This window comes from Amycolatopsis sp. 195334CR, from assembly GCF_017309385.1.
GTDB lineage: Bacteria > Actinomycetota > Actinomycetes > Mycobacteriales > Pseudonocardiaceae > Amycolatopsis.
Genome location: NZ_JAFJMJ010000001.1, coordinates 1463212 through 1484905, shown reverse-complemented (window position 1 = coordinate 1484905; position 21694 = coordinate 1463212). Strand labels below are relative to the sequence as shown.

The 21694-nt window shown below is 70.2% G+C and carries 20 protein-coding genes and 1 riboswitch; of the genes, 10 read left to right on the top strand and 10 right to left on the bottom strand.

Annotated elements, in window-relative coordinates; genetic code table 11:
* Window positions 1-3: 3 nt before the first annotated feature.
* Window positions 4-981 (top strand): DUF4185 domain-containing protein, encoded by a 978-nt coding sequence (locus JYK18_RS07210; protein WP_206801364.1) that lies wholly within the window; start codon window positions 4-6, stop codon window positions 979-981.
* Here JYK18_RS07210 and JYK18_RS07205 read toward each other — a convergent pair.
* The 4 genes from JYK18_RS07205 to JYK18_RS07190 form a co-directional block, all read right to left on the bottom strand.
* Window positions 970-1584, bottom strand: a complete 615-nt coding sequence (locus JYK18_RS07205; protein ID WP_206801363.1) for a GH25 family lysozyme — start codon at window positions 1582-1584, stop codon at window positions 970-972. The genes JYK18_RS07210 and JYK18_RS07205 overlap by 12 nt on opposite strands.
* 96 nt (window positions 1585-1680) lie before the next feature.
* The gene (locus JYK18_RS07200; RefSeq protein ID WP_206801362.1) at window positions 1681-2448 is read right to left on the bottom strand and encodes an ABC transporter permease; all 768 of its coding nucleotides are present in this window, start codon (window positions 2446-2448) and stop codon (window positions 1681-1683) included.
* A complete protein-coding gene (locus tag JYK18_RS07195) occupies window positions 2438-3424 on the bottom strand; it encodes an ATP-binding cassette domain-containing protein (RefSeq protein WP_206801361.1) in 987 nt (328 codons plus the stop codon). Before JYK18_RS07195 ends, JYK18_RS07200 begins: the two co-directional genes overlap by 11 nt.
* Before the next feature lie 81 nt (window positions 3425-3505).
* Window positions 3506-4087: a PadR family transcriptional regulator gene (locus tag JYK18_RS07190; RefSeq protein ID WP_206801360.1), complete on the bottom strand. Its 582-nt coding sequence runs from the start codon at window positions 4085-4087 to the stop codon at window positions 3506-3508.
* A gap of 51 nt (window positions 4088-4138) precedes the next feature.
* Here JYK18_RS07190 and metG point away from each other — a divergent pair, with 51 nt between their 5' ends.
* From metG to JYK18_RS07150, 8 genes are all read left to right on the top strand, one after another.
* Entirely contained in the window at window positions 4139-5932 is a 1794-nt protein-coding gene (metG, locus tag JYK18_RS07185) for a methionine--tRNA ligase (RefSeq protein WP_206801359.1), read from the top strand.
* Window positions 5929-6753, top strand: a complete 825-nt coding sequence (locus JYK18_RS07180) for a TatD family hydrolase (protein ID WP_206801358.1) — start codon at window positions 5929-5931, stop codon at window positions 6751-6753. The genes metG and JYK18_RS07180 overlap by 4 nt, the downstream gene beginning before the upstream one ends.
* 361 nt (window positions 6754-7114) lie before the next feature.
* Entirely contained in the window at window positions 7115-8524 is a 1410-nt protein-coding gene (locus tag JYK18_RS07175) for a resuscitation-promoting factor (protein WP_206804066.1), read from the top strand.
* Window positions 8525-8644: 120 nt separating this feature from the next.
* Complete coding sequence (rsmA, locus tag JYK18_RS07170) at window positions 8645-9502, top strand: 16S rRNA (adenine(1518)-N(6)/adenine(1519)-N(6))-dimethyltransferase RsmA (protein ID WP_206801357.1); 858 nt, start codon at window positions 8645-8647, stop codon at window positions 9500-9502.
* Window positions 9503-9571: 69 nt separating this feature from the next.
* Window positions 9572-9660, top strand: a riboswitch (SAM riboswitch).
* Window positions 9661-9857: 197 nt separating this feature from the next.
* A complete protein-coding gene (locus tag JYK18_RS07165) occupies window positions 9858-10868 on the top strand; it encodes a methionine ABC transporter ATP-binding protein (protein WP_206801356.1) in 1011 nt (336 codons plus the stop codon).
* 81 nt (window positions 10869-10949) lie between these two features.
* The gene (locus tag JYK18_RS07160; RefSeq protein ID WP_206801355.1) at window positions 10950-11915 is read left to right on the top strand and encodes a 4-(cytidine 5'-diphospho)-2-C-methyl-D-erythritol kinase; all 966 of its coding nucleotides are present in this window, start codon (window positions 10950-10952) and stop codon (window positions 11913-11915) included.
* Window positions 11915-13687 (top strand): ABC-F family ATP-binding cassette domain-containing protein, encoded by a 1773-nt coding sequence (locus JYK18_RS07155; protein ID WP_206801354.1) that lies wholly within the window; start codon window positions 11915-11917, stop codon window positions 13685-13687. Before JYK18_RS07160 ends, JYK18_RS07155 begins: the two co-directional genes overlap by 1 nt.
* A 121-nt stretch (window positions 13688-13808) precedes the next feature.
* Window positions 13809-15488: a fatty acyl-AMP ligase gene (locus JYK18_RS07150; protein ID WP_206801353.1), complete on the top strand. Its 1680-nt coding sequence runs from the start codon at window positions 13809-13811 to the stop codon at window positions 15486-15488.
* A 60-nt stretch (window positions 15489-15548) separates the two neighbouring features.
* Here JYK18_RS07150 and JYK18_RS07145 read toward each other — a convergent pair whose 3' ends face one another.
* The 4 genes from JYK18_RS07145 to JYK18_RS07130 form a co-directional block, all read right to left on the bottom strand.
* Window positions 15549-15896 carry a DivIVA domain-containing protein gene (locus JYK18_RS07145; RefSeq protein WP_206801352.1) on the bottom strand — a complete coding sequence of 116 codons (348 nt, stop codon included), beginning with the start codon at window positions 15894-15896 and terminating at the stop codon, window positions 15549-15551.
* Entirely contained in the window at window positions 15896-16258 is a 363-nt protein-coding gene (locus JYK18_RS07140; protein WP_206801351.1) for a DivIVA domain-containing protein, read from the bottom strand. Before JYK18_RS07140 ends, JYK18_RS07145 begins: the two co-directional genes overlap by 1 nt.
* 173 nt (window positions 16259-16431) lie before the next feature.
* Complete coding sequence (gene pth, locus JYK18_RS07135) at window positions 16432-17025, bottom strand: aminoacyl-tRNA hydrolase (RefSeq protein ID WP_206801350.1); 594 nt, start codon at window positions 17023-17025, stop codon at window positions 16432-16434.
* Window positions 17026-17032: 7 nt separating this feature from the next.
* Window positions 17033-17653 (bottom strand): 50S ribosomal protein L25/general stress protein Ctc, encoded by a 621-nt coding sequence (locus JYK18_RS07130; RefSeq protein ID WP_206801349.1) that lies wholly within the window; start codon window positions 17651-17653, stop codon window positions 17033-17035.
* A 292-nt stretch (window positions 17654-17945) separates the two neighbouring features.
* Here JYK18_RS07130 and JYK18_RS07125 point away from each other — a divergent pair, with 292 nt between their 5' ends.
* Complete coding sequence (locus JYK18_RS07125) at window positions 17946-19082, top strand: hypothetical protein (protein WP_206801348.1); 1137 nt, start codon at window positions 17946-17948, stop codon at window positions 19080-19082.
* Window positions 19083-19208: 126 nt separating this feature from the next.
* Here JYK18_RS07125 and JYK18_RS07120 read toward each other — a convergent pair whose 3' ends face one another.
* Window positions 19209-20189: a ribose-phosphate diphosphokinase gene (locus JYK18_RS07120; protein WP_206801347.1), complete on the bottom strand. Its 981-nt coding sequence runs from the start codon at window positions 20187-20189 to the stop codon at window positions 19209-19211.
* Window positions 20186-21655, bottom strand: a complete 1470-nt coding sequence (gene glmU / locus JYK18_RS07115) for a bifunctional UDP-N-acetylglucosamine diphosphorylase/glucosamine-1-phosphate N-acetyltransferase GlmU (RefSeq protein ID WP_206801346.1) — start codon at window positions 21653-21655, stop codon at window positions 20186-20188. The genes JYK18_RS07120 and glmU overlap by 4 nt, the downstream gene beginning before the upstream one ends.
* Between the last annotated feature and the right edge of the window lie 39 nt (window positions 21656-21694).

Genomic DNA, 21694 nt, shown 5'->3' with positions numbered 1-21694 from the left:
GACATGGTCCGAGCAGTGGAAACCACGCGAGTGGCACAGATCACCGGGGCGGGGACGGGCACCGACGAGCGGTTCGGCATCCACGCCACCGATCTCGGCATTCTCTGGGACGACGGCGACGGCCGGGTGCTGGTGCTCTTCGGCGACACCTACGGCCGGGGCTGGGGCGGCGACGGCGCCGGACCGCCCGAAGCGGACTGGCGGTGCAACGTGCTCGCCCATTCGTCCCAACGCGACCTCTCGGCCGGGCTTGTGCTCGACGGGGTGGTCGCCCGCGAAGACGGCCTGGCCGCGCAGGTGCTCGCCTCCGCGCGCGACGAGGTGACGATCATTCCCAACGCGGGCATCGCGGTCGACGGCAAGCAGTACGTGCAGTACATGTCCGTCCGCGCCTGGGGCCCACCCGGACAGTGGCACACGAACTACGGCGGCATCGCGGTCTCCGCTGACGGCGGCACCACCTGGGACCAGCCGGGCCGGGCGCGCTGGATCAACCGCGCCGAACGCGACCACCCCTTCCAGATCGGCTCGTTCGCCCGCGCGGAAAACCACGTGTACCTGTTCGGCACCACCAACGGCCGCTTCGGACCGGCCTACCTGGCGCGGGTCGATCCGTCGTCGCTACTTGAACCAGCGGCCTACCGCTACTGGACCGGCGAGGGCTGGGGCCGCGACGAGTTCGCCGCCGCGCCCGTGCTGCCGGGGCCGGTCGGTGAGCTGTCCGTGGAGTACAGCGTCCACTTCGGATGCTGGCTGGCCATGCACCTCGACGAGCACCGCGCGGCGATCGTGCTGCGCACCGCGGACCGGCTGGAAGGTCCGTGGTCGGACGGTCAGGTGGTGGTGTCCGGACAGGACTGGCCCGCGCTCTACGGCGGTTACCTGCACCCGTGGGCGCTCGACGGCGACGAGATCTACTACCTCGTCTCGCAGTGGGGGCCGTACAACGTGTTCCTGTTCAAGACGAAGCTAGAGCAGTAGGTCCGCGAGGACGAACGGGTACACCACGGCGTCGTAACCGATCTCGCCGTGGAAGCCAGGGGCGTCGTCGCCGCTGCCGTGCTGGTGCACGCCGAGTCGCGAGTGGAACCAGCCGGGCCTGCCCGGAATCCCGTTGTGCCGCGCCAGCCACAGCACCACCTCGGAGTCGGCCCACTTGTCCGGGTGCAACTCGTGCAGCCACTGCTCGTAACCCGCGTACACCAGCACCCGCTTGATGTTCGCGGCGTGGCGGACCCCGCGGATCCAGGACTTGATGAAGCGATCGCTGATGCCGGGCGCGCGGACGTCCAGCGACGGGGCCAGCGAACCCGGGGCGAACACCCCGAGCGGAGTCGCCGTGCGCAGGAAGTGCGTCACCTGTTCGTGCACCGATCCGGGGCGGGCGAAGTGGCGGGCGCCGGTGTGCAGCCCGGCCGTCTGGGCGGCCTGGACGTTGCGAATGGCCGCTGTATCGCTCCAGTTCGTGCTTTCGGTGATCGTCACGCTGGAGAACAGCACCCCGTGGGCGCGCACGGTTTTCCAGTCGTCCACGGTTTCGTGGTGGGACAGGTTGATCCCGCGCTCGGGCTCGGGTTCGCGCATTCGCCTCCTCCCCCCGAGGTAAGTGAAAGGCCACCATACGTGCGATCAGCACATATGGCGGCCTCACCGTCCAGCGTGTCCGAAAATGTCAGCTCGTCACGCGTTCTCCTTCTGGAACGTGCGCACGCCCCAGAACAGCGAGAGCACCGCCATCACCAACAGCGCGACGCACCCGGTGAACAACGCGTCCATGGTGATGTCCCCGCGGAACGCCGCGCGCTCCGCGTCGACCACGTGGGAGAACGGGTTGATCCGCGAAAGGTTGTACAGCCACGCGGGCGCCAGCCCGGTGGTGATCGGCACCAGGATTCCGGACAGCAGCAGCAACGGCATCAGCACCGCGTTCAGCAGCGCCGGGAAAGCCGTCTCGCTCTTGATCAGCAGGGCCACCGAATAGGACGCCGAGCCGAGCGTGATCGCCAGCAGCGCCACGATCAGCAGGCTCAGCAGCACCCCGGCCACCGGCGCGTTCAGCGGGAACACCAGGAACGCCACCACGATGATCAGCAGTGCCTGCACCACCGCCTGGAAACTGGCCGCGAACAACTTGCCCAGCAGCAGCGCGGCGCGGCTGACCGGCGTGACGCGGAACCGCTCGGTGACCCCGGCGCGGTACTCGGCGAGCAGGCCGAACCCGGCGAACGAGGTGCCGAACAACGCGGTCTGCACCATGATCGCCGGCGTGAGCACCGCCCACGAGTTGCCGGGCGGGAAGCCCGGCGTGTTCTCCACGACCTTCTCCATCAGCGGCCCGAAGAAGAACAGGTAGAGCAGCGGCTGCATGATGCCGATCAGCACCCACGCCGGATTGCGCAGGGACAGCGACATGTCCCGCTTGAAGATCAACCAGATGTCACGGAACACGAGCGGCCTCCGGTTCGGGCGTCGCGGCTTCGGCGTCGCGCAGCGAGCGGCCGGTCAGGGTCAGGAAGACGTCGTCCAGCGTGGGCCGGTGCACCTGCATCGACTGCATCGCGATGCCCGCCCCGTCCAGCGCGCGCAGCAGCTCCGGCATGGCCACGTCGCCGCGCGGCACCCGGAAGCTCACCGAGTCCTCCACAATGGACACCTCGTGCGCGCCGGTCAGCCGTCCGGCGATCTCCGCCGCGGCGGCGGCCGACTCGGCGGGCACGCCGACGGTCACGCCGTCGCCGGAGACGCGCGCCTTGAGCGAGTCCGGGGTGCCCTCGGCGACGATCTCGCCGTTGTCGATGACCAGCACCCGGTCGCACAGCGAGTCGGCCTCGTCGAGGTAGTGCGTGGTGAGGAAGACGGTGACGCCGTGCTCGGAGCGCAGCGCGCGGATGTGCTCCCACAGGTTCGCCCGGCTCTGCGGGTCGAGCGCGGTGGTCGGCTCGTCCAGGAAGACCAGGCCGGGGCGGTGGATCAGGCCGAGCACGATGTCGAGGCGGCGGCGCTGGCCGCCGGAGAGCGTTTTGGTCTGCCGCTGGTCCAGGCTGGCCAGGTCCAGCCGCTCGGCCAGCTCGGCGCCGCGCGCCAGCGCGTCGGCCTTGCTCAGCCCGTACAGCCTGCCCTGGATCTCGATCTCCTCGATCACCTTGCAGTCCTGCCAGGTGCCGCCCGCCTGGGCGACGTAGCCGATCCGGCGCCGGACGCCGACCGGATCGGTCAGCAGGTCGCAGCCACCGACGGTGGCCTGGCCGGAGGTCGGCTTGAGCAACGTGGTGAGCATCCGGAGCGTGGTGGTCTTGCCCGCTCCGTTCGGGCCGAGGAAGCCGACCAGTTCCCCCTCGGCGACCTCGATGTCGACGCCCTTGACCGCGTCGACCGTGCGGCCACGGGCGGTGAACCGCCGGGCGAGGCCGCGTGCGGTGATCATGGAATCCCCTCTCGGTAATCAAATTTGACTAGTGAAGCGAGCAGTATGTTCCCCTACCTATCGCCATCAGGTCAAACGTGATTACCGACTGATCGGGAAGGTCGGCTCGGTGTCGTCGGCCATCCGGTACTCGCCCGCCTCCAGCGCGGCGACCAGGTCGTGCACCCAGGAGCGCACGGTTTCGGTGAGCCCGCCCCAGAGCCCGTACATCCGCACCACGTGCGGCGGGTGGCCCCAGTCCCGCGCGTGCGCCGCGGTGTGCGCGGTCTCCGCGGTCGCGCCTTCGAGCCGGACCTCGAGCAGCTTCAGCAGTTCGACGGCGCGGGCGCGCTCCAGCATCGGCATCAGCACGATGCCGGCGGACAGCAGGTGCCCGGTGATGTCGGCGTCGGTGAGCGCGCCGGTCAGCAGCCGGTAGAACTCGACCTCCCCGGCCTCGGTGAGCTGGTAGGCCACCCGGTCCGGGCCGCGGCCGGACTCGGTGCTGACCTCCTCCAGCAGCTCCTCGGCCGCCATCTTCTTCAGCGCGTGGTAGATCGACCCCGGCTGCACGTTGGCCCAGCTGTCCGCGCGCCAGTTGAGCAGCTCCCGCCGCACCTGGTAGCCGTGGGCGCGGCCGCTGATCCGCACCACGCCGAGCACCAGCAAGCGGGTCGCGGACAACGGGCCTCCCAGGACAAAACGCAAGTGACAGCTTCCGTAGGCTAATCGGGTATGAGCACCCCTGTGTTGACCGCGGTGGCCTGGCCCTACGCCAACGGCCCCCGCCACATCGGCCACGTGTCCGGATTCGGCGTTCCGTCCGACGTCTTCTCCCGCTACCAGCGAATGGCCGGCAACCGGGTGCTCATGGTCTCCGGTACCGACGAACACGGCACGCCGATCACCGTCCAGGCCGACAAGGAGGGCCTGACCGCCCAGCAGACGGCGGACAAGTACACCCGGCAGATCGGCGAGGACCTGCGCGGCCTCGGCCTGACCTACGACCTGTTCACCCGCACCAGCACCGGCAACCACGCCGCGGTCACCCAGCAGATCTTCCTGGCCCTGCACCGCAACGGGTACGTGGTGCCGAAGACCACGCGCGGCGCGATCAGCCCGTCCACCGGGCGCACCCTGCCCGACCGGTACGTCGAGGGCACCTGCCCGATCTGCGGTTACGACGGCGCCCGCGGCGACCAGTGCGACAACTGCGGCAACCAGCTCGACGCCGCGGAGCTGATCAACCCGAAGTCCCGGATCAACGGCGAGACGCCGAAGTTCGTCGAGACCGAGCACTACTTCCTCGACCTGCCCGCGTTCACCCGGACGCTCGGGGACTGGCTGTCCACCAAGACCGACTGGCGGCCCAACGTCCTCAACTTCACCAAGAACCTGGTCGACGACATGCGGCCGAGGGCGATCACCCGCGACCTCGACTGGGGCGTGAAGATCCCCCTGGACGGCTGGCGCGACCAGGGCATGAAGCGGTTCTACGTGTGGTTCGACGCGGTCATCGGCTACTTCTCGGCCAGCGTCGAGTGGGCGCGCCGCTCCGGTGACCCGGACGCGTGGCAGCAGTGGTGGAACAACCCGGACGCCCGGTCGTACTACTTCATGGGCAAGGACAACATCACCTTCCACGCGCAGATCTGGCCCGCGCTGCTGATGGGGCACAACGGCCAGGGCGACAAGGGCGGCGAGCCCGGCCCGTACGGCGAGCTGAACCTGCCCAGCGAGATCGTCTCCAGCGAGTTCCTCACCATGAGCGGCTCGAAGTTCTCCACCTCGCGCGGCACGGTCATCTACGTCAACGACTTCCTGCGCGAGTACGGCCCGGACACGCTGCGGTACTTCATCGCCGCGGCCGGTCCCGAGACCCAGGACACCGCGTTCACCTGGGACGAGTTCGTCCGGCGCACGAACTTCGAGCTGGCCAACGAGTGGGGCAACCTGGTCAACCGGTCGATCTCGATGGCGCACAAGAACAACGGCGGCGTGCCCGCGCCGTCCGCGCCGGCCCCGGCCGACGAGGAGCTGAAGGCGCTGTCGCGGCAGGCGTTCGAGACGGTCGGCGCGCACCTCGGGCGCTCGCGGTTCAAGCAGGCGCTCGGCGAGGCGATGCGGGTGGTCTCGGCGGCCAACAAGTACCTGTCCGACCAGGAGCCGTGGAAGCTGAAGGAGGACACCGCCCGGCGCGACAGCGTGCTGCACACCGCGCTGCAGGTGGTCTCCGACGCCAACACCATGCTGACCCCGTTCCTGCCGCACTCGGCGCAGAAGGTGCACGAGGCGCTCGGCGGCACCGGGGTCTGGGCCGCCCAGCCGGAGCTGACCGACGTCGACGACCTGGACATCGACGGCCGGGTGAACCCGATCCTCACCGGGGACTACGCGGCCGAGCAGGCCTCGTGGTCGTCCACCCCGATCGAGGTGGGCCGTCCGCTGGCCAAGCCGTCGCCGCTGTTCGCCAAGCTCGACGCCAAGCTGGCCGAGACCGGTCCGGACTGGGCGCCGATCGAGCCGTGAGCAAGAAGGAACTGCCACCGGTGCCGGAGAAGCTCCCGGCACCGGTGGTCGACGCGCACACGCACATGGACGCCTGCGGGGCGGTCACCGCGGCCGACGTGACCGCCATGGCCGATCGCGCCGAGGCGGCCGGGGTGGCCCGCGTGGTCACCGTCGCGGACGACCTCGCCGCCGCCCGCTGGGCCGCCGAGGCGTCCACTTGGGACAGCCGGGTGTTCGCCGCGGTGGCGGTGCACCCCACGCGCACCAAGGACTTCGGCGAGGCGGAACGGTCCGAAGTGGAGCGCCTGGCCCGCGGCGAGCGGGTGGTGGCGGTCGGCGAGACCGGGCTCGACTACTACTGGGACTACGCCCCGCACGACGCCCAGCAGGAGGCGTTCCGGTGGCACATCGACCTGGCCAAGCGGCTCGGCAAGACGCTGATGATCCACGACCGCGACGCGCACGACGACGTGCTCCGGATCCTGGCCGAGGAGGGCGCGCCGGAGACGGTGGTCTTCCACTGCTTCTCCGGTGACGGAGAGTTCGCCCGGAAGTGCCTGGACGCCGGGTACGTGCTCTCGTTCGCCGGCACGGTGACCTTCAAGAACGCGCGCGGACTGCACGACGCGGCCCGGATCTCGCCACTCGGTCAATTCGTGGTCGAGACGGATGCACCATTTTTGACCCCCCATCCCTTCCGTGGACGGCCGAACGAGCCCTACTGCACGGCGTACACCGTGCGTAACCTCGCTGAGCTGCGGGAAGAGTCCGTGGAGACGATCTCGAACGCGGTGCGCGAGACCGCCGAACGGGTCTTTCAACTCCCCACCGTTACTTAGGGTTTGACGCATTGCGACAAAAGATCCGGCCTGCTGGGCCATCTGAGGAGTGATGCAGATCACGGCACTGCGGGGGGTGTTTGCGCAACCTCCGAGTCTTCGTTACTGTCCCGTGATCGTGCCGGTCGATTGCCCGCAGAGGGGCCGTCGCCGGGACACCCACAGTCACGTCAGTGCACGTCGGGGAAGTGCGACCGGGCCCCCGAAGCCCGGGCGGACTTGGATGGCGCTGGCTGCGGGAGCCGGATAACTGGCGCTCCGGCGCCGAAATGAAGGCAACGGCCTTTTTCTGAAAGGGATCGACCCAGTGACTGGTGGTTACAGGCGCGGCGAATACGCGCGCCAGGACAACCCGACGAGCATGTTCGCCTCCTCCGGGGGCGGCGTCGGTACGCTCGACTGGCCCAACCCCGAGGGCGAGCTGGACTTCTCCGACGACCTGAACGTCACCCAGCACGACGTGCTGACGGTGCTCGGCCCCGACGCCGACGCGCTGATGGCCGAGGCCAACGTCGACGTCGACGAGCTGATCCGGCTGATCAACGCCGAGACCACGATGCTCCCGCCGATCATCATCCCGGATGAGATCAGCGAGGACCGGGTCGCGCGGGGCGCGCCGCTGCCCGTCGAAGACGGTGTGGTCAAGGCGGCGAAGACCTGGAAGAAGCGCTTCCTCAAGGGCGCCGTGCTGGCCGTCCTGATCACCCTGACCGGTGGCGGCGCCGCCGCGATGGCGATGAACAAGAGCGTCACCGTCGACGTCGACGGCGCGCAGCAGACGGTCAACACCTTCGGCGGCACCGTCGGCGAGGTGCTCAAGGACGCCGGCTACCAGATCGGCGCGCACGACGCGATCTCGCCGTCGCCGGACGCCGCGGTGGCCGACGACACGGTCATCACCCTGGAGCGCGGGCGCCAGCTGAACCTGATCGTGGACGGCAGCCCCCGCGAGGCGTGGGTGCGCGCGACCACGGTGTCCGAGGCGATGACCCAGCTCGGTCTCGCCGAGGCGGCCAAGCCCGGCACCTGGATGTCCGTCGGTGGCGACGGCCAGATCCCGCTCGAGGGGATGACCCTCGAGGTCAAGACCCTGAAGAACGTGACCCTGTACGACGGCGGCAACGAACCCCGCCAGGTGCAGACCAACGCGGTGACCGCCAAGGAGTTCTTCGGCGAGCTGCAGCTGACGATCGGCCCGGAGGACAAGGTCGACGGCGGCATGGACTACAAGCTGACCGACGGTGCCGAGGTGCACGTCAGCCGCACCGGCGTGTCGGTGGTCAACGAGAACGAAGAGATCCCGCCGCCGGTCGAGGAGATCGAGGACGACACCCTCGACAAGGGCAAGACCGTCGTCGAGGAGCAGGGCGAAGCCGGTTCGAAGAACGTCACCTACCGGGTGACGAAGGAGAACGACAAGGAAGTCGCCCGCGAGAAGATCTCCGAGGAGATCACCAAGGAAGCCAAGCCGAAGAAGGTCCGGGTCGGCACCAAGAAGTCGGCCGTTCCGCCGATCAGCGGTGGTGCGGTGTGGGACAAGCTCGCGCACTGCGAGTCCACCGGCAACTGGGCCATCAACTCCGGCAACGGCTACTACGGCGGGCTGCAGTTCAACGCCAGCACCTGGAAGGCCTACGGCGGCACGCAGTACGCCCCGCTGCCGCACCAGGCCAGCCGGGAAGAGCAGATCGCCGTCGCCACCAAGCTCCGCGACGCCCGCGGCGGCTACAGCGCCTGGCCGCACTGCCAGAAGAAGCTCGGCCTGCCCTGATCGCAGTTTTCTTGAAAGGGCCCCCGGTGCGCACGTCACCGGGGGCCGTTTCCGTTCCCGGGTCCGCGTGACACTCGGTCCAGGTCGGAGCCGAAGCCCGGGGCCACCTAGAATCCACTGGTGACCAAACCAGCCGGGCTCCTCGGCCCCGCCGAGATCCGCGGCCTGGCGGCCGAACTCGACGTGCGGCCGACCAAGAAGCTCGGCCAGAACTTCGTCCACGACCCCAACACCGTGCGCCGGATCGCCGAGCTCGGAAAGGTCACCGAAGACGACCTCGTCCTGGAAGTCGGCCCCGGGCTCGGCTCGCTCACCCTCGGCCTGCTCGCCACCGGCTCCCGCGTGGTCGCCGTCGAGATCGACCCCGTCCTGGCGAACCGCCTCCCCGAGACCGTCGCCGAGCACGCACCCGACGCGGCCGGCAAACTCCAAGTCGTCCCCGCCGACGCGCTCAGGGTCCACCAGGCCGACGTCGGCGAGCCCACCGCGCTCGTCGCGAACCTGCCCTACAACGTCGCCGTCCCCGTCGTCCTGCACCTGCTCGCCGAGCTGCCGTCCCTCACCCGCGGTCTCGTCATGGTCCAGACCGAGGTGGCCGACCGGATGGCGGCCGGCCCCGGCAGCCGGACCTACGGCGTGCCCAGCGTCAAGCTCGCCTGGTACGGCCGGGCGAAGAAGGTGGCCGCGGTGCCGCGTGCCGTCTTCTGGCCGGTGCCCAACGTCGACTCCGCGCTGGTCGCCTTCGAGCGCGTGCCCACCACCCGGCCCGCCGAGCGGAAGACCGTCTTCGCCGTGGTCGACGCAGCCTTCTCGCAACGCCGCAAGACCCTCCGCGCGGCACTCGCCGGTTGGGCGGGCTCGGCCGAACGCGCCGGGGACCTGCTGACCGCGGCCGGTATCGATCCACGGACCCGGGGTGAACAACTCACCGTCGAGGATTTCGCCCGCATCGCCGCGGCCGCCGAAAACGAGGGATAACGCGGCTGTTCGTGTGATCTCCGACTACGGACTTGCGTTTCGCGAGCCGGATCGGGTGTACTCCTTGTGCATCCATCCCGAGCGACTGAGAGGCCTGGCTCGCCGAAGTCGCAGCAACCACCCGAGAGGGCAGGTGCTAACGCCAGGACCGATGGAGGAATCCTGTGTACCGGTCGCGAATGCTGACTCGACGCCGAGTAGTGGATGAAGGTCGCCGCACGGTAAGTGCGTGTCGTCGCTCCAACGACTGACCCAGTACCCACTTCGCCGCTTTCCGGTTTACGCCACACCGTCGAAACAGACGGTGCTTCCTTGTGGTCGGCGCGCGTCCGCGCCCAGCTGTTGGAGCATTCACGTGATCACGCTCGAAAACCTGACCAAGTCCTTCCCCGGCGACGCCGCGCCCGTTCACGCGCTGCGCGACGTCAACTTCGACATCAACGCCGGCTCGCTCTACGGGGTGGTCGGCGCGGCGGGCTCCGGCAAGTCCACCCTGGCCCGCTGCGTCGCGCTGCAGGAGCGCCCCGACCGCGGCGTGGTCCGCCTGGACGGGCTGAACACCGGCACGCTCGACGGCCGCCGCCTGCGGGAGATCCGCCGCCAGGTCGGCATCGTCGACTCCCGCGTCGCGCTGCAGCCCGAGCGCACGGTCGCCGGGAACGTGGCCTCGCCGCTGGAGCAGCTCGGCGTCGAGGGCCCGCGCCGCCGCACCCGCGTCGGCAACCTGCTCGACCTCGTCGGCCTGACCCAGCGCGGCGGCCAGCACCCCGCCGAGCTGAACCCCGGGCAGCGCCGCCGGGTGGCCGTGGCCAAGGCACTGGCCACCTCGCCCGCCGTCCTGCTCGCCGACGACCCGACCGCCGGGCTCAACGGCGACGACGCGGCCGGTGTGCTCACCGCGCTCGACCGCGCCCGTGCCGAGCTGGGCCTGACCGTGCTCGTCACCACGCCCGACGCCGGCGTGGTCCGCCGCATCTGCGACGACGTCGCGGTGCTGGAGGACGGCAAGGTGGTGGAGAACGGCAACGTGCTCTCGCTGCTGGTCGACCCGTCGAGCCGCACCGCCCAGGCGCTGCTGCCCGCCATCGAGACCACCCGCGCGCAGTCGGCCCGCTACGACCGCGCGGTCGACGTGGTGCTGATCGGCTTCGCCTCGGTCGGCGCGCTGTTGCCCGAGGCCGCCACCCGGTTCGGCACCGACATCGCCACCATCGGCGGCGGCCTGACCCGGATCGGCGACACCCCGGTCGGCCGGTTCCGCATCGGCCTCCGCGGGGACCAGGCCGACGGCGCGCTGGCCTGGATCGCCGAGCGCGGGGCGCACGTGACGCACCCGGTCAGCGGCCCGCAGGGCGTCGCGGCCTGAAGCAACTCCAGTCGTGCGTGCGCGGGGCCGGAACGGCACTACGCACGCACGACTTTTTTGCCGCCACGTAGGCTTGACCCCGTGCTCGCTGTCGTCCCGCCTCCAGTCACCGTCCGGGTGCCGTCGAAGATCAACCTGCACCTGGCGGTCGGTGACCTGCGCGAGGACGGTTTCCACGAGCTGGTGACCGTGTTCCAGGCGTTGTCGCTGGCCGACGAGGTGACCGTGGCGGTGACCGAGGACCCCGGCGTCGAGGTGTACGGCGAGGGCGAGAAGTCCGTGCCCACCGGGGCGAACAACCTGGCCTGGCGCGCGGTGCAGGCGCTGGCCGCGCACGTGGGCCGCGCGGAGAGCGAGCCGAAGATCCGGGTGGTGCTGCGCAAGGGCATCCCGGTGGCCGGCGGCATGGCCGGTGGCAGCGCCGACGCGGCGGCCACCCTGGTCGGGCTGGCCTCGCTGTGGAAGCTGGAGATCACCCGCGACGAACTCGCCGAGGTCGCCGCGAAGCTCGGCAGCGACGTGCCGTTCGCGCTCTACGGCGGCACCGCGCTCGGTACCGGCCGCGGGGAGCGCCTGGTGCCCGTGCTCTCGCGCCACACCTTCCACTGGGTGCTCGCGTTCGACCAGAAGGGCCTGTCCACCCCGAGGGTGTTCAGCGAACTCGACCGGCTGCGCGAGGAGGGCGATCCACCGAGGATCGGCTCGCACGCCCCGGTGGTCGAAGCGCTCGCCTCCGGTGATCCGAGGCAGCTGGCCCTCTTGCTGGGCAACGATCTTCAGGCCGCGGCCGTCTCGCTGCGCCCTGGCCTGCGCCGCACGCTGCGGGCCGGGGTGAACGCCGGTGCGCTGGCGGGCACGGTCTCCGGTTCCGGCCCGACCTGCGCGTTCCTCTGCGAGGACGCCGAATCCGCGCTCGAAGTCGCGGCCGAGCTGTCCGGGGCCGGGGTCTGCCGCACCGTGCGCGTGGCGCACGGGCCGGTGCCCGGCGCCAGGACGGTCGGCGGCGACACCGATCCCCGTCCCGTCCCGCCGCAGGTGCACGCGTAATGGTCAACCTGGTCAACCTCGAATCGGTCTCCAAGTCCTACGGCGTCCGCCCGCTGCTGGACGCCGTCTCGCTCGGTGTCGGCGAGGGCGAGCGCATCGGCGTCGTCGGGCTCAACGGCGGTGGCAAGACCACCCTGCTCGAAGTGCTCACCGGCATCGCGGAACCGGACAGCGGCCGGGTCAGCCAGGTGCGCGGGCTGCGGATGGCCGTGGTCACCCAGCGCACCGAACTGGTCGGCGAGACCGTGCGCGACGCCGCGCTGGCCGCCTACGACGCCGACCACGAATGGGCCGCCGACGCCCGCGTGCGGTCCATTGTGGAGGGTCTGGGGATCACCGCGCTGGGCCTGGACAACCCGACCGCCACGCTGTCCGGTGGGGAACGCCGCCGGGTGGCACTGGCCGCCGCGCTGGTCGGCGAACTGGACCTGGTCGTGCTCGACGAGCCGACCAACCACCTCGACGTCGAAGGCGTGCGCTGGCTGGCCGACCACCTGCTCGCGCGGAAGACCGCGCTGGTGGTGGTCACGCACGACCGCTGGTTCCTGGACACCGTCTGCGGCCGGACCTGGGAGGTCGTCGGCGGGCGGGTCGAGCAGTACGAAGGTGGTTACGCCGACTGGGTTTTCGCGCGGGCCGAACGCGCGCGGCTGGCCGCGACGCTGGAGGAGAAGCGGCAGAACCTGGCGCGCAAGGAACTCGCCTGGTTGCAGCGCGGGGCGAAGGCGCGCACGTCCAAGCCGCGCTACCGGATCGAAGCCGCCGAGGCGCTGATCTCCGACGTGCCACCGCCGCGGGATTCCGTCGAGCTGATGAGCTTCGCCCGGCGGCGGCTGGGCAAGACCGTGGTCGAGCTGGAGGACGTGACCCTGGCCGCCGGGGAGAAAGCGTTGCTGGACAACGTGACCTGGCGGATCGGCCCGGGGGACCGGATCGGCCTGGTCGGGGTGAACGGCTCCGGCAAGACCACCTTGCTCAAGGCGCTGGCGGGGGAGACCGAGCTGGCCGGGGGCCGCCGGATCCAGGGCAAGACGGTCAGCCTGGCGCACCTGACGCAGGAACTCGAGGACCTGCCGGGGCACCTCCGCGTGCTGGAGGCGGTCGAGCAGGTCGCCGGGCGCGTGGTGCTGGGCAAGCACGAGCTGTCCGCGTCGCAGCTGGCCGAGAAGCTGGGCTTCCCGCCGGCGCGGCAGTGGACGCCGGTCGAGGACCTCTCCGGCGGCGAGCGGCGGCGGCTGCAGCTGGTCCGCCTGCTGATGGCCGAGCCGAACGTGCTGCTGCTCGACGAGCCGACGAACGACCTGGACATCGACACCCTGCAGCAGCTGGAGGACCTGCTCGACTCGTGGCCGGGCACCATGGTGGTCGTCTCGCACGACCGGTACCTGACCGAACGGGTCTGCGACGCGGTCTACGCGCTGTTCGGCGACGGGCGCATCACGCACCTGCCCGGCGGCATCGAGGAGTACCTGACGCGGCGCCTGGCCGCGGCCGCCGCCGAGCAACGGCCCGTGGCCAAGAAGCCGGCGCCGGTCGATGAGGCGCCGAAGCTGTCCTCGGCCGAGGTTCGGGCGCTCGGCAAGGAGCTGTCGCGGCTGGAGCGCAAGCTGGACCAGTTGCACGACAGGGAGCAGAAGCTGCACGCGCAGCTGCTCGAAGCGGCCACCGACCCGGCGAAGCTGATGGACCTGAACGCCCAGCTGAAGACCGTGCAGGCGGAAAAGGACGAGGTCGAGCAGCGCTGGCTGGAAACCTCCGAAGCGATCGAGTAGCCCAGCCGCGATGTCACGAACGTGGCTTTCGGGACGGTACGCGTCTCGAAAGCCACATTCGTGACATCCGCGCCGAGACCTCCGGGGCGCTCGGCGGAGCGCGTCCCTCTAAAGTGAGCCCATGAGTCGGTTCGTGGACACCCTGGTCGCCACCGCGGCCGGGGGCGGTCAGCAGCGGGGCATGGTCACTGGGGAGCCGAAGGAACCGGTTCGCCGCACCTGGGCGGAGGTCCACGAGCAGGCGAAGCGCTTCGCGGGCGAGCTCATCCACCGCGGGCTGGAGCCGGGCAGCGCGGTCGCCGTGCTGGCCGCCGCGCCCTCGCTGATCGCGCCCACCGTGCAGGCCGTCTGGCTGGCCGGGGGCAGCGTGACCATGCTGCACCAGCCGACCCCGCGCACCGACCTCGCCGAATGGGCCGAGGACACGCTGCGCGTGCTGCGCATGATCGGCTCGGAGCTGGTGCTGCTCGGCGAGCCGTTCGACCAGCTGGCGCCGGTGCTCACCGAGCACGGCATCGCCTTCCACGCGATCACCGAGCTGGACGCGGGCGAACCGATCACCGAGCCGGTGCCGGTCGGCGAGGACGACCTCGCGCTGCTCCAGCTGACCAGCGGCTCCACCGCCGAGCCGAAGGCCGTGCGGATCACCCACGGCAACCTGTACACCAACGTCAAGGCGATGGTCGAGCGCGCCGAGTTCGACTTCGGCACCGACGTGATGGTCTCGTGGCTGCCCACCTTCCACGACATGGGCATGGTCGGCTTCCTCACCGTGCCGATGACCTTCGGCGTGGAGCTGGTCAAGATCACCCCGGTCGAGTTCCTCACCGGGCCGCTGATCTGGCCGCGGCTGATCACCAAGTACGGCGGCACCACCACCGCCGCGCCGAACTTCGCCTACGCGGTGGTCGGCAAGCGGATGGCGCGCGCCGATGAGGACTTCGACCTGTCCAAGCTGCGGATCGCGCTGAACGGCGCCGAGCCGATCGACGAGACCGCCGTGCAGACCTTTGTGGACGCCGGGGCGCGGTTCAAGATGCCGCCGGAGTGCGTGTTCCCGGCCTACGGCATGGCGGAGGCGACGCTCGCGGTGTCGTTCGCGCCGCTGTTCACCGGGCTGACGCTGGACGTGGTGGAGGCCGAGGCGCTGGAGGCGCACAACCGCGCGGTGCCGGTGCCCGAGGACGACCCGCGGCGCGGGACCGAGGAGGTGCGCTCGTTCGCCGTGCTCGGCCGCCCGCTCGACGGCCTCGAAGCGCAGATCGCCGACGACTCCGGCAAGGTGCTCGGCGAGCGCGAGGTCGGCGAAATCCGCCTGCGCGGGCCCGCGGTCACGCCGGGGTACTTCACTGTGGACGGTCCTTTGGAGACACAGGACGCCGAGGGCTGGATCGACACCGGCGACCTCGGGTACCTGGTGGACGGTCAGATCGTCATCTGCGGCCGCCGCAAGGACGTGATCATCATGGGCGGCCGGAACATCTACCCGACCGACATCGAGCGCGCGGCCACCTCGGTCGACGGCGTGCGGCTGGGCAACGCGGTCGCGGTCCGGATCGACGCGGGCAGCAGGCGCGAGCGGTTCGCCGTGGTGCTGGAGTCCAAACTGTCCGGTGACGAGGCCGAGGAACGGCGGCTGGCCAAGGAGGTCGCCGGCCGCGTCCGCGACGCGGTGGACGTGCGCCCGTTCGCCGTGGTGGTGCTGCCCGCCGGGAGCCTGCCGAAAACCCCGTCGGGCAAGGTCAAGCGCGCGGCCACCGCTTCCCGGTACGCCGACCAGATCGAGCAGGCGGGCCGCTGACCAATGCTATGAATGGGGCATTACTAGCGTTGAATGCAAGTAATGCCCCATTCATAGCGTTCAGCGGCGGACTCGGCGCCACAGGGACTTGCGGCAGTGGCTGTGCTCCAGCGCCGGGGCGATGATGGCGTTCGTCGCGTGCGGGGTCCAGCCTTCCCGGGCGGCCAGCGTGCTCTCCACCTGGCGAAGGAAGGCGTCGACCTCCTGCTGGTCGTAGCCCCGCTTCCCGAGCGCGGGCCTGCCGAACGACACCTCGTGCACCTGCGCGGCGGTCAGGTGGTCCTCGCCGTCGAGGGTTTTGGCGACCCGGTCGAGGAACTTGTCCACGTCCGCCTCGCTGTAGCCCCGCGTGCCGATCGGCGCCCGGTGGAACTGGATGGTCAGCGCGTCCGCTCCGGAGATGGTCATCATCGCTCCAGGTACTGGTCGGCCGGGGCCGAGCGGGCAAAAGGAGCATCCGTGGCCTGCGCGGCTTCGCGCGCGGCGGGCACCTGGTGCGCCCGCCAGTCGGCGCCGAAGTGGGACAGCAGCGCCTCCTCCGCGGTGTCGAGGAACTCGTCGACCTCGCGCTCGTCGTACCCGCGCTTCCCGATCAGCGGCTTGCCGAACACCACGTGGTGCACCTCGGCGGCGGTCAGGTCGTCCTGCCCGTCGAGGGTCGCGGCGATCCGCTGAACGAAGTCGTCCACCTCGTTCTTGGCGTAACCGCGGCGGCCGATCGGGGCGTTCCCGAAGGCAGTGCTCCGGGCGTCATCGGCGCTCAAGGACATGAGGGGTCTCCCTAGGGTTTCGGTTACGTCCCCTATCCGTCCTAGTGCGCCGGAGGCGGCACGCGGAAGCCCTGCTACTCGAACAGGGGCGGGAGCCCACGCCTTTGGGTGAGCAATCGGGTACTGAGGGTGTCGATCGTCACCCTTACCGCCGAGGCACAGGTCACAGCCGATCAGCCGGCGTGGAAGGCGTTCTGAGCAGCCAGGAGGCCGTTGGCGACCAGCGCTTCGACGGCGTCGGCGCAGCGGTCGAGGTTCAGCGCGAGTTCCTTGCGCTCCACCGTGGAGAAGTCCTTGAGCACGTAGTCCGCCGGGTCCATCCGGCCGGGCGGGCGGTCGACGCCGAAGCGGACCCGGAAGTAGTCCTTGGTGCCCAGGGACTTGGTGATCGAGCGAAGGCCGTTGTGCCCGTTGTCGCCGCCGCCGAACTTGAGCTTCAGCGCGCCGTAGGGCAGGTCGAGTTCGTCGTGCACGACGACTACGCCGTCCGCGCCGACCTTGAAGAAGCGCGCGGCACCGGCGACCGGACCGCCGGAGAGGTTCATGAACGAGCGGGGCTTGACCAGCGCCACCCGTCGCCCGGCGAGGCGGCCTTCGAGCACCTCGCCGCCGGTCTTGTGCGCCTTGAACTTGCCGCCCATGCGCGCGGCCAGTTCGTCCAGCACCAGGAAACCGGCGTTGTGCCGGTTGCCCGCGTACCGGGGGCCCGGATTGCCGAGGCCGGCGAGCACGATCTGCTCGCCGGCCCCGGGCAGGTCGGTTTCCACGAGGGAATTACTCCTCGGTGGACTCGGGCTGGTCCTCGACCACCCCGGCGCCGTCCGCGTCGACCTGGCTCTCCATGGCCGCCTCGTTCGGGGCCTCGTTCACCGCGACGACCAGGTACTCGCCGTCGGTCACCAGCTCGGCGCCCTGGGGCAGCTCGACCTGGGAGGCGAGGATCTGGGTGCCTGCCTCGAGGCCCTCGACGGAGACCTCGAACTGGTCGGGGATGTGCAGCGCCTCGACCTCGACGGTCAGCGTGTCCAGGTCCTGGGAGACCAGGGTGCCCGGGGCGGCGTCGCCGGTGACGACCACCGGCACGTCCACGGTGACCTTCTCGCCGCGCTTGACCACGAGCAGGTCGACGTGCTCGATGTAGTTCTTCAGCGGGTGGACCACGATGGTCTTGGTCAGGGCCAGCTCGCTGGAGCTGTCCACGTCCAGGGTGATCACGGCGTTGGTGCCGTTCTCACGGACGACGCGGGCGAACTCGATGGCCGGCAGCGACAGGTGCCGCGGGTCCGAGCCGTGACCATAGAGAACCGCGGGGATCTTGCCGGCGCGCCGCGTGCGACGCGCGGCGCCCTTGCCGAACTCGGTGCGCGGTTCGACGGACAGACGTACCTCGGACACGGTGAAGCACTCCTTACAAATCTTCGTCAAAAACAGGTGGTGAGGTCTGGGGACCATCTCGGCTGCGCCGGCGGCGAATCCCACGACGTGACCTGGACGCGTGGCGACTCAAGCCGCCGCGTCGATCACGTCGGACACCACCGGGTGCTCGTGGAGTCCGCCTCGCCGAGACAACCCGCACAGTGTAGAGCAAGCCGGTCCGGTGGCTTGGCGGCGGGGGAGCGGGAACCGTTATCCAACGGTGGCGTCGGATGAGTACATTTCGTCAGGCGAAACGAAAGCGAGGGCCGTCATGGGGAGGAGCCGGGTGCGGGGGTTCGCCGTGCTCGCCGCCGGGGCAGCGCTGGTGCTGGCCGGCTGCGAAGTGTCCACCATCGGCGCGGCCGGTCCCGCCGCGGCGGACCAGGCGAAGGCCGACGCCCGTACCGCACAGCGCGACGCGGTCAAGGCCGCCGTCGACGACCTCGCCGAGCAGGAGGCCATCGCCTACCGGAGCCAGTTGCGCAACGACGCCGGTGAACTGGTCGACCTCGCGTTGAGCGTGACCAAGAACGGCACCACCTACGGCGCGGTCGGCGTCGGCGGGCAGGTGGTGAACCTGGTCGAGGCGGACGGCAAGCCGTACCTGTCCGCGCCGCCCGCGTACTGGAAGACCCAGGGCGTGGACGACGGGCAGGCCGAGGAGTACGGCAAGCGCTGGATGTTCGTCGAGGACTCGGACCTGCCGCTGCGAGCGAGCCAGGTGCTCACCCCGCGCGAGATCCGCAACGCGCTCTACGACGCTTCGCTCGGTCTGGACCAGCTCGCCGACCCGGTGAAGACGCGGCTCGCGGACGGCACCGAGGTCTACGAGCTCGCGCTGCCCAAGGGCAAGCTGCAGATCACCGCGGCCAAACCGCACCGGGTGGTGTCGTTCGACGCCGGGCTGGTCGATGGCACGGGCAAGGCGTTCGGCGCGGGCACCGTGGTCAGCCCCGGCGGGCTCACCGGAGACGCGTTGGCGCAGTTCAAGAACGGGCTCGGCGGGGCGGTGGACGCGTTCGCGCAGGCCTTCGACTACGCGGCCGAGCTGGTGGTGCTGGTGGACGGCAACGATCTCCAGTGCGCGACGAGCGGGTCCTGTACGTCGAACATCAAGGTGCGCAATTCGGTTACCGGGGCGGACGGGCGGGTGTCCGGGGTGCGCATCCTGGCGAAGGCGGAGGTGAGCGCGCCGGGGCTGGGGAGCCAGACCTGTACCGCGGAAGCCACGGCGGCGCCCAACTCGGTGGTGGATGTGCCTTGCACGGTCCGGTTCAGCGTGCCGAACCGGACGGCGTCCTACCAGGTCACGTCGATGCCGTCGGCAACGGGCGAGGCGATCGCGGCGGTGGACGTGGGGGCGATCAAGCAGAAGATCGAGGCGGAGTTCGCGTCTTTGGGTGGTTAGCTTTTGGGCCGCCACCCCGATTCTTTAGTGCCGTGAATGTGGCGTTCACGGCACCTGGGGACACGAATGTGGCTTTCACAGCGAAATCCGCCCCGAAAGCCACATTCGTGTCCTGGGCCGTGGGGGTCAGGCCTGGCCGTCGAACAGGCTGGTGACCGAGCCGTCTTCGAAGACCTGCTGGATGGCGCGGGCCAGCAGGGGGGCGATCGAGAGGACCGTGAGGCCGGGGAAGCGCTTCTCCTCGGGGATGGGCAGCGTGTTGGTCAGGATGACCTCGCGTGCCTTGCAGTTCGACAGGCGGTCGGTCGCCGGGTCCGAGAGGATTCCGTGGGTCGAGGCGATCACCACGTCCGAGGCGCCTTCGTTGAGCAGGGCCTCCGTCGCCTTCACGATCGTGCCACCGGTGTCGATCATGTCGTCGATCAGCACGCACAGCCTGCCCTCGACCTTGCCGACCACGCGGTTGGCCACCGCCTGGTTGGGCTTGTCCGGGTCCCGGGTCTTGTGGATGAAGGCGATCGGCTTGTTGCCGAGCTGCTCGGCCCACTTCTCCGCCAGGCGCACGCGGCCCGAGTCCGGCGACACCACGGTGATCTCGTGCTCGGCGTAGGTGTTGTTGATGTGGTCGGCCAGCACGCTCTGCGCGAGCAGGTGGTCGACCGGCCCGTCGAAGAAGCCCTGGATCTGCGCGGTGTGCAGGTCGACCGTCATGATCCGGTCGGCCCCCGCCGTCTTGAACAGGTCCGCGATCAGCCGCGCCGAGATCGGCTCGCGGCCCTTGTGCTTCTTGTCCTGCCGCGCGTACGGGTAGAACGGCATGATCACGGTGATGCGCTTGGCGCTGGCGCGCTTGAGCGCGTCCACCATGATCAGCTGCTCCATCACCCACTCGTTGATCGGCTGCGGGTGGCTCTGCAGCACGAAGGCGTCACACCCGCGCACCGACTCCTGGAACCGGACGAAGATCTCGCCGTTGGCGAAGTTGTGCGCGGTCTGGGGAGTGATGGTGATGTTGAGGTGCTTGGCCACCTCTTCGGCCAGTTCTGGGTGGGCGCGGCCGGAGAAGAGCATCAGGTTCTTCTTCGGTGTACCGGACTTCGGGCTCATTTCTGCGACTCCCCGTCGTTTTCCACTTCGTTTCGGGCGAGTGCCGCCTCGGCCGCCTCCGCCGCGGGAGTGCCCGGTCGCTTCCGGGCCACCCAGCCTTCGATGTTGCGCTGCGGTCCCCCGGAAACCGCCAGCGCGCCGGGCGGGACGTCCCGGCGGATCACCGCACCCGCGCCGCTAGCGGCGCCGTCGCCGACGGTCACCGGAGCGACGTACATGTTGTCCGAGCCCATCCGGACGTGGGAGCCGATCGTGGTGTGGTGCTTGTTGACGCCGTCGTAGTTGACGAAGACGCTGGCCGCGCCGATGTTGCTCTGCTCGCCGATGGTGGCGTCGCCGACGTAGCTCAGGTGCGGCACCTTGGTGCCCTTGCCGATGTCGGCGTTCTTGGTCTCGACGAAGGTGCCGATCTTGCCCTTGTCCCCGAGCCGGGTACCGGGCCGCAGGTAGGCGAACGGGCCGACGCTGACGTTCTCGCCGAGCACCGACTCCGAACCGTGCGTGCGGACCACCTTGGCGCCGGCACCGACCTCGACGTCGGTCAGCGTGGTGTCCGGGCCGACGGTCGCGCCCTCGCCGACCGTGGTGGCGCCCTTGAGCTGCACCCCCGGCTCGATGCGCACGTCCTGGGCCAGCACCACCCCGGCGTCGAGCCAGGTGGTGGCCGGGTCGACCACGGTCACCCCGGCCCGCTGCCAGCGGCGCACGATCCGGCGGTTCAGCTCGGCACCCAGCACCGACAGCTGCACCCGGTCGTTCACGCCCTCGGTCAGCCACGGGTCCCCGGCCACCAGCGCGCCGACCGCCCGGCCGTCGCCGCGGGCGATGCCCAGCACGTCGGTCAGGTACAGCTCGCCCTGCGCGTTGTCGGTGGACAGCCGGGACAGGCCGTCGGCCAGCACGGCCGCGTCGAAGGCGTACACGCCCGAGTTGATCTCGGTGATCGCCAGCTGCGCCTCGTCGGCGTCCTTCTGCTCGACGATCGCGGTGACCGCGCCCTGTGCGTCGCGCACGATCCGGCCGTAGCCGGTCGGGTCGGTGACCACCGAGGTCAGCACGGTGACCGCGTTGCCGGTCTCGGTGTGCTCGGCGAGCAGCGCGCCCAGCGTCTCGGTGTCGAGCAGCGGCACGTCGCCGTAGCTGACCACCACCGTGCCGGTGAGCTGCGGGGGCAGCGTGGCCAGCGCGCACGAGACCGCGTGCCCGGTGCCGTTCTGCGCCTCCTGCACCGCCGTGCCGACCGGGCGGCCGAGCAGCTTGGCCACCTCGTCCAGGTGCCCGCCGACCGCGTCCCGGCCGTGGCCGACGACCACGACGAGGTGCTCCGGGTCGAGCCCGGCCGCCGCGCGCACCGCGTGCTCGACGAGCGGCCGCCCGGCGATCGGGTGCAGCACCTTCGGGGTGGTCGACCGCATGCGGGTGCCCTCGCCCGCGGCGAGGATCAGGGTTGTCAAAGGCCCGGTCACAACGCTCCTAGCGTTCCTCGTGTGCGTTTCCGCCGGGGC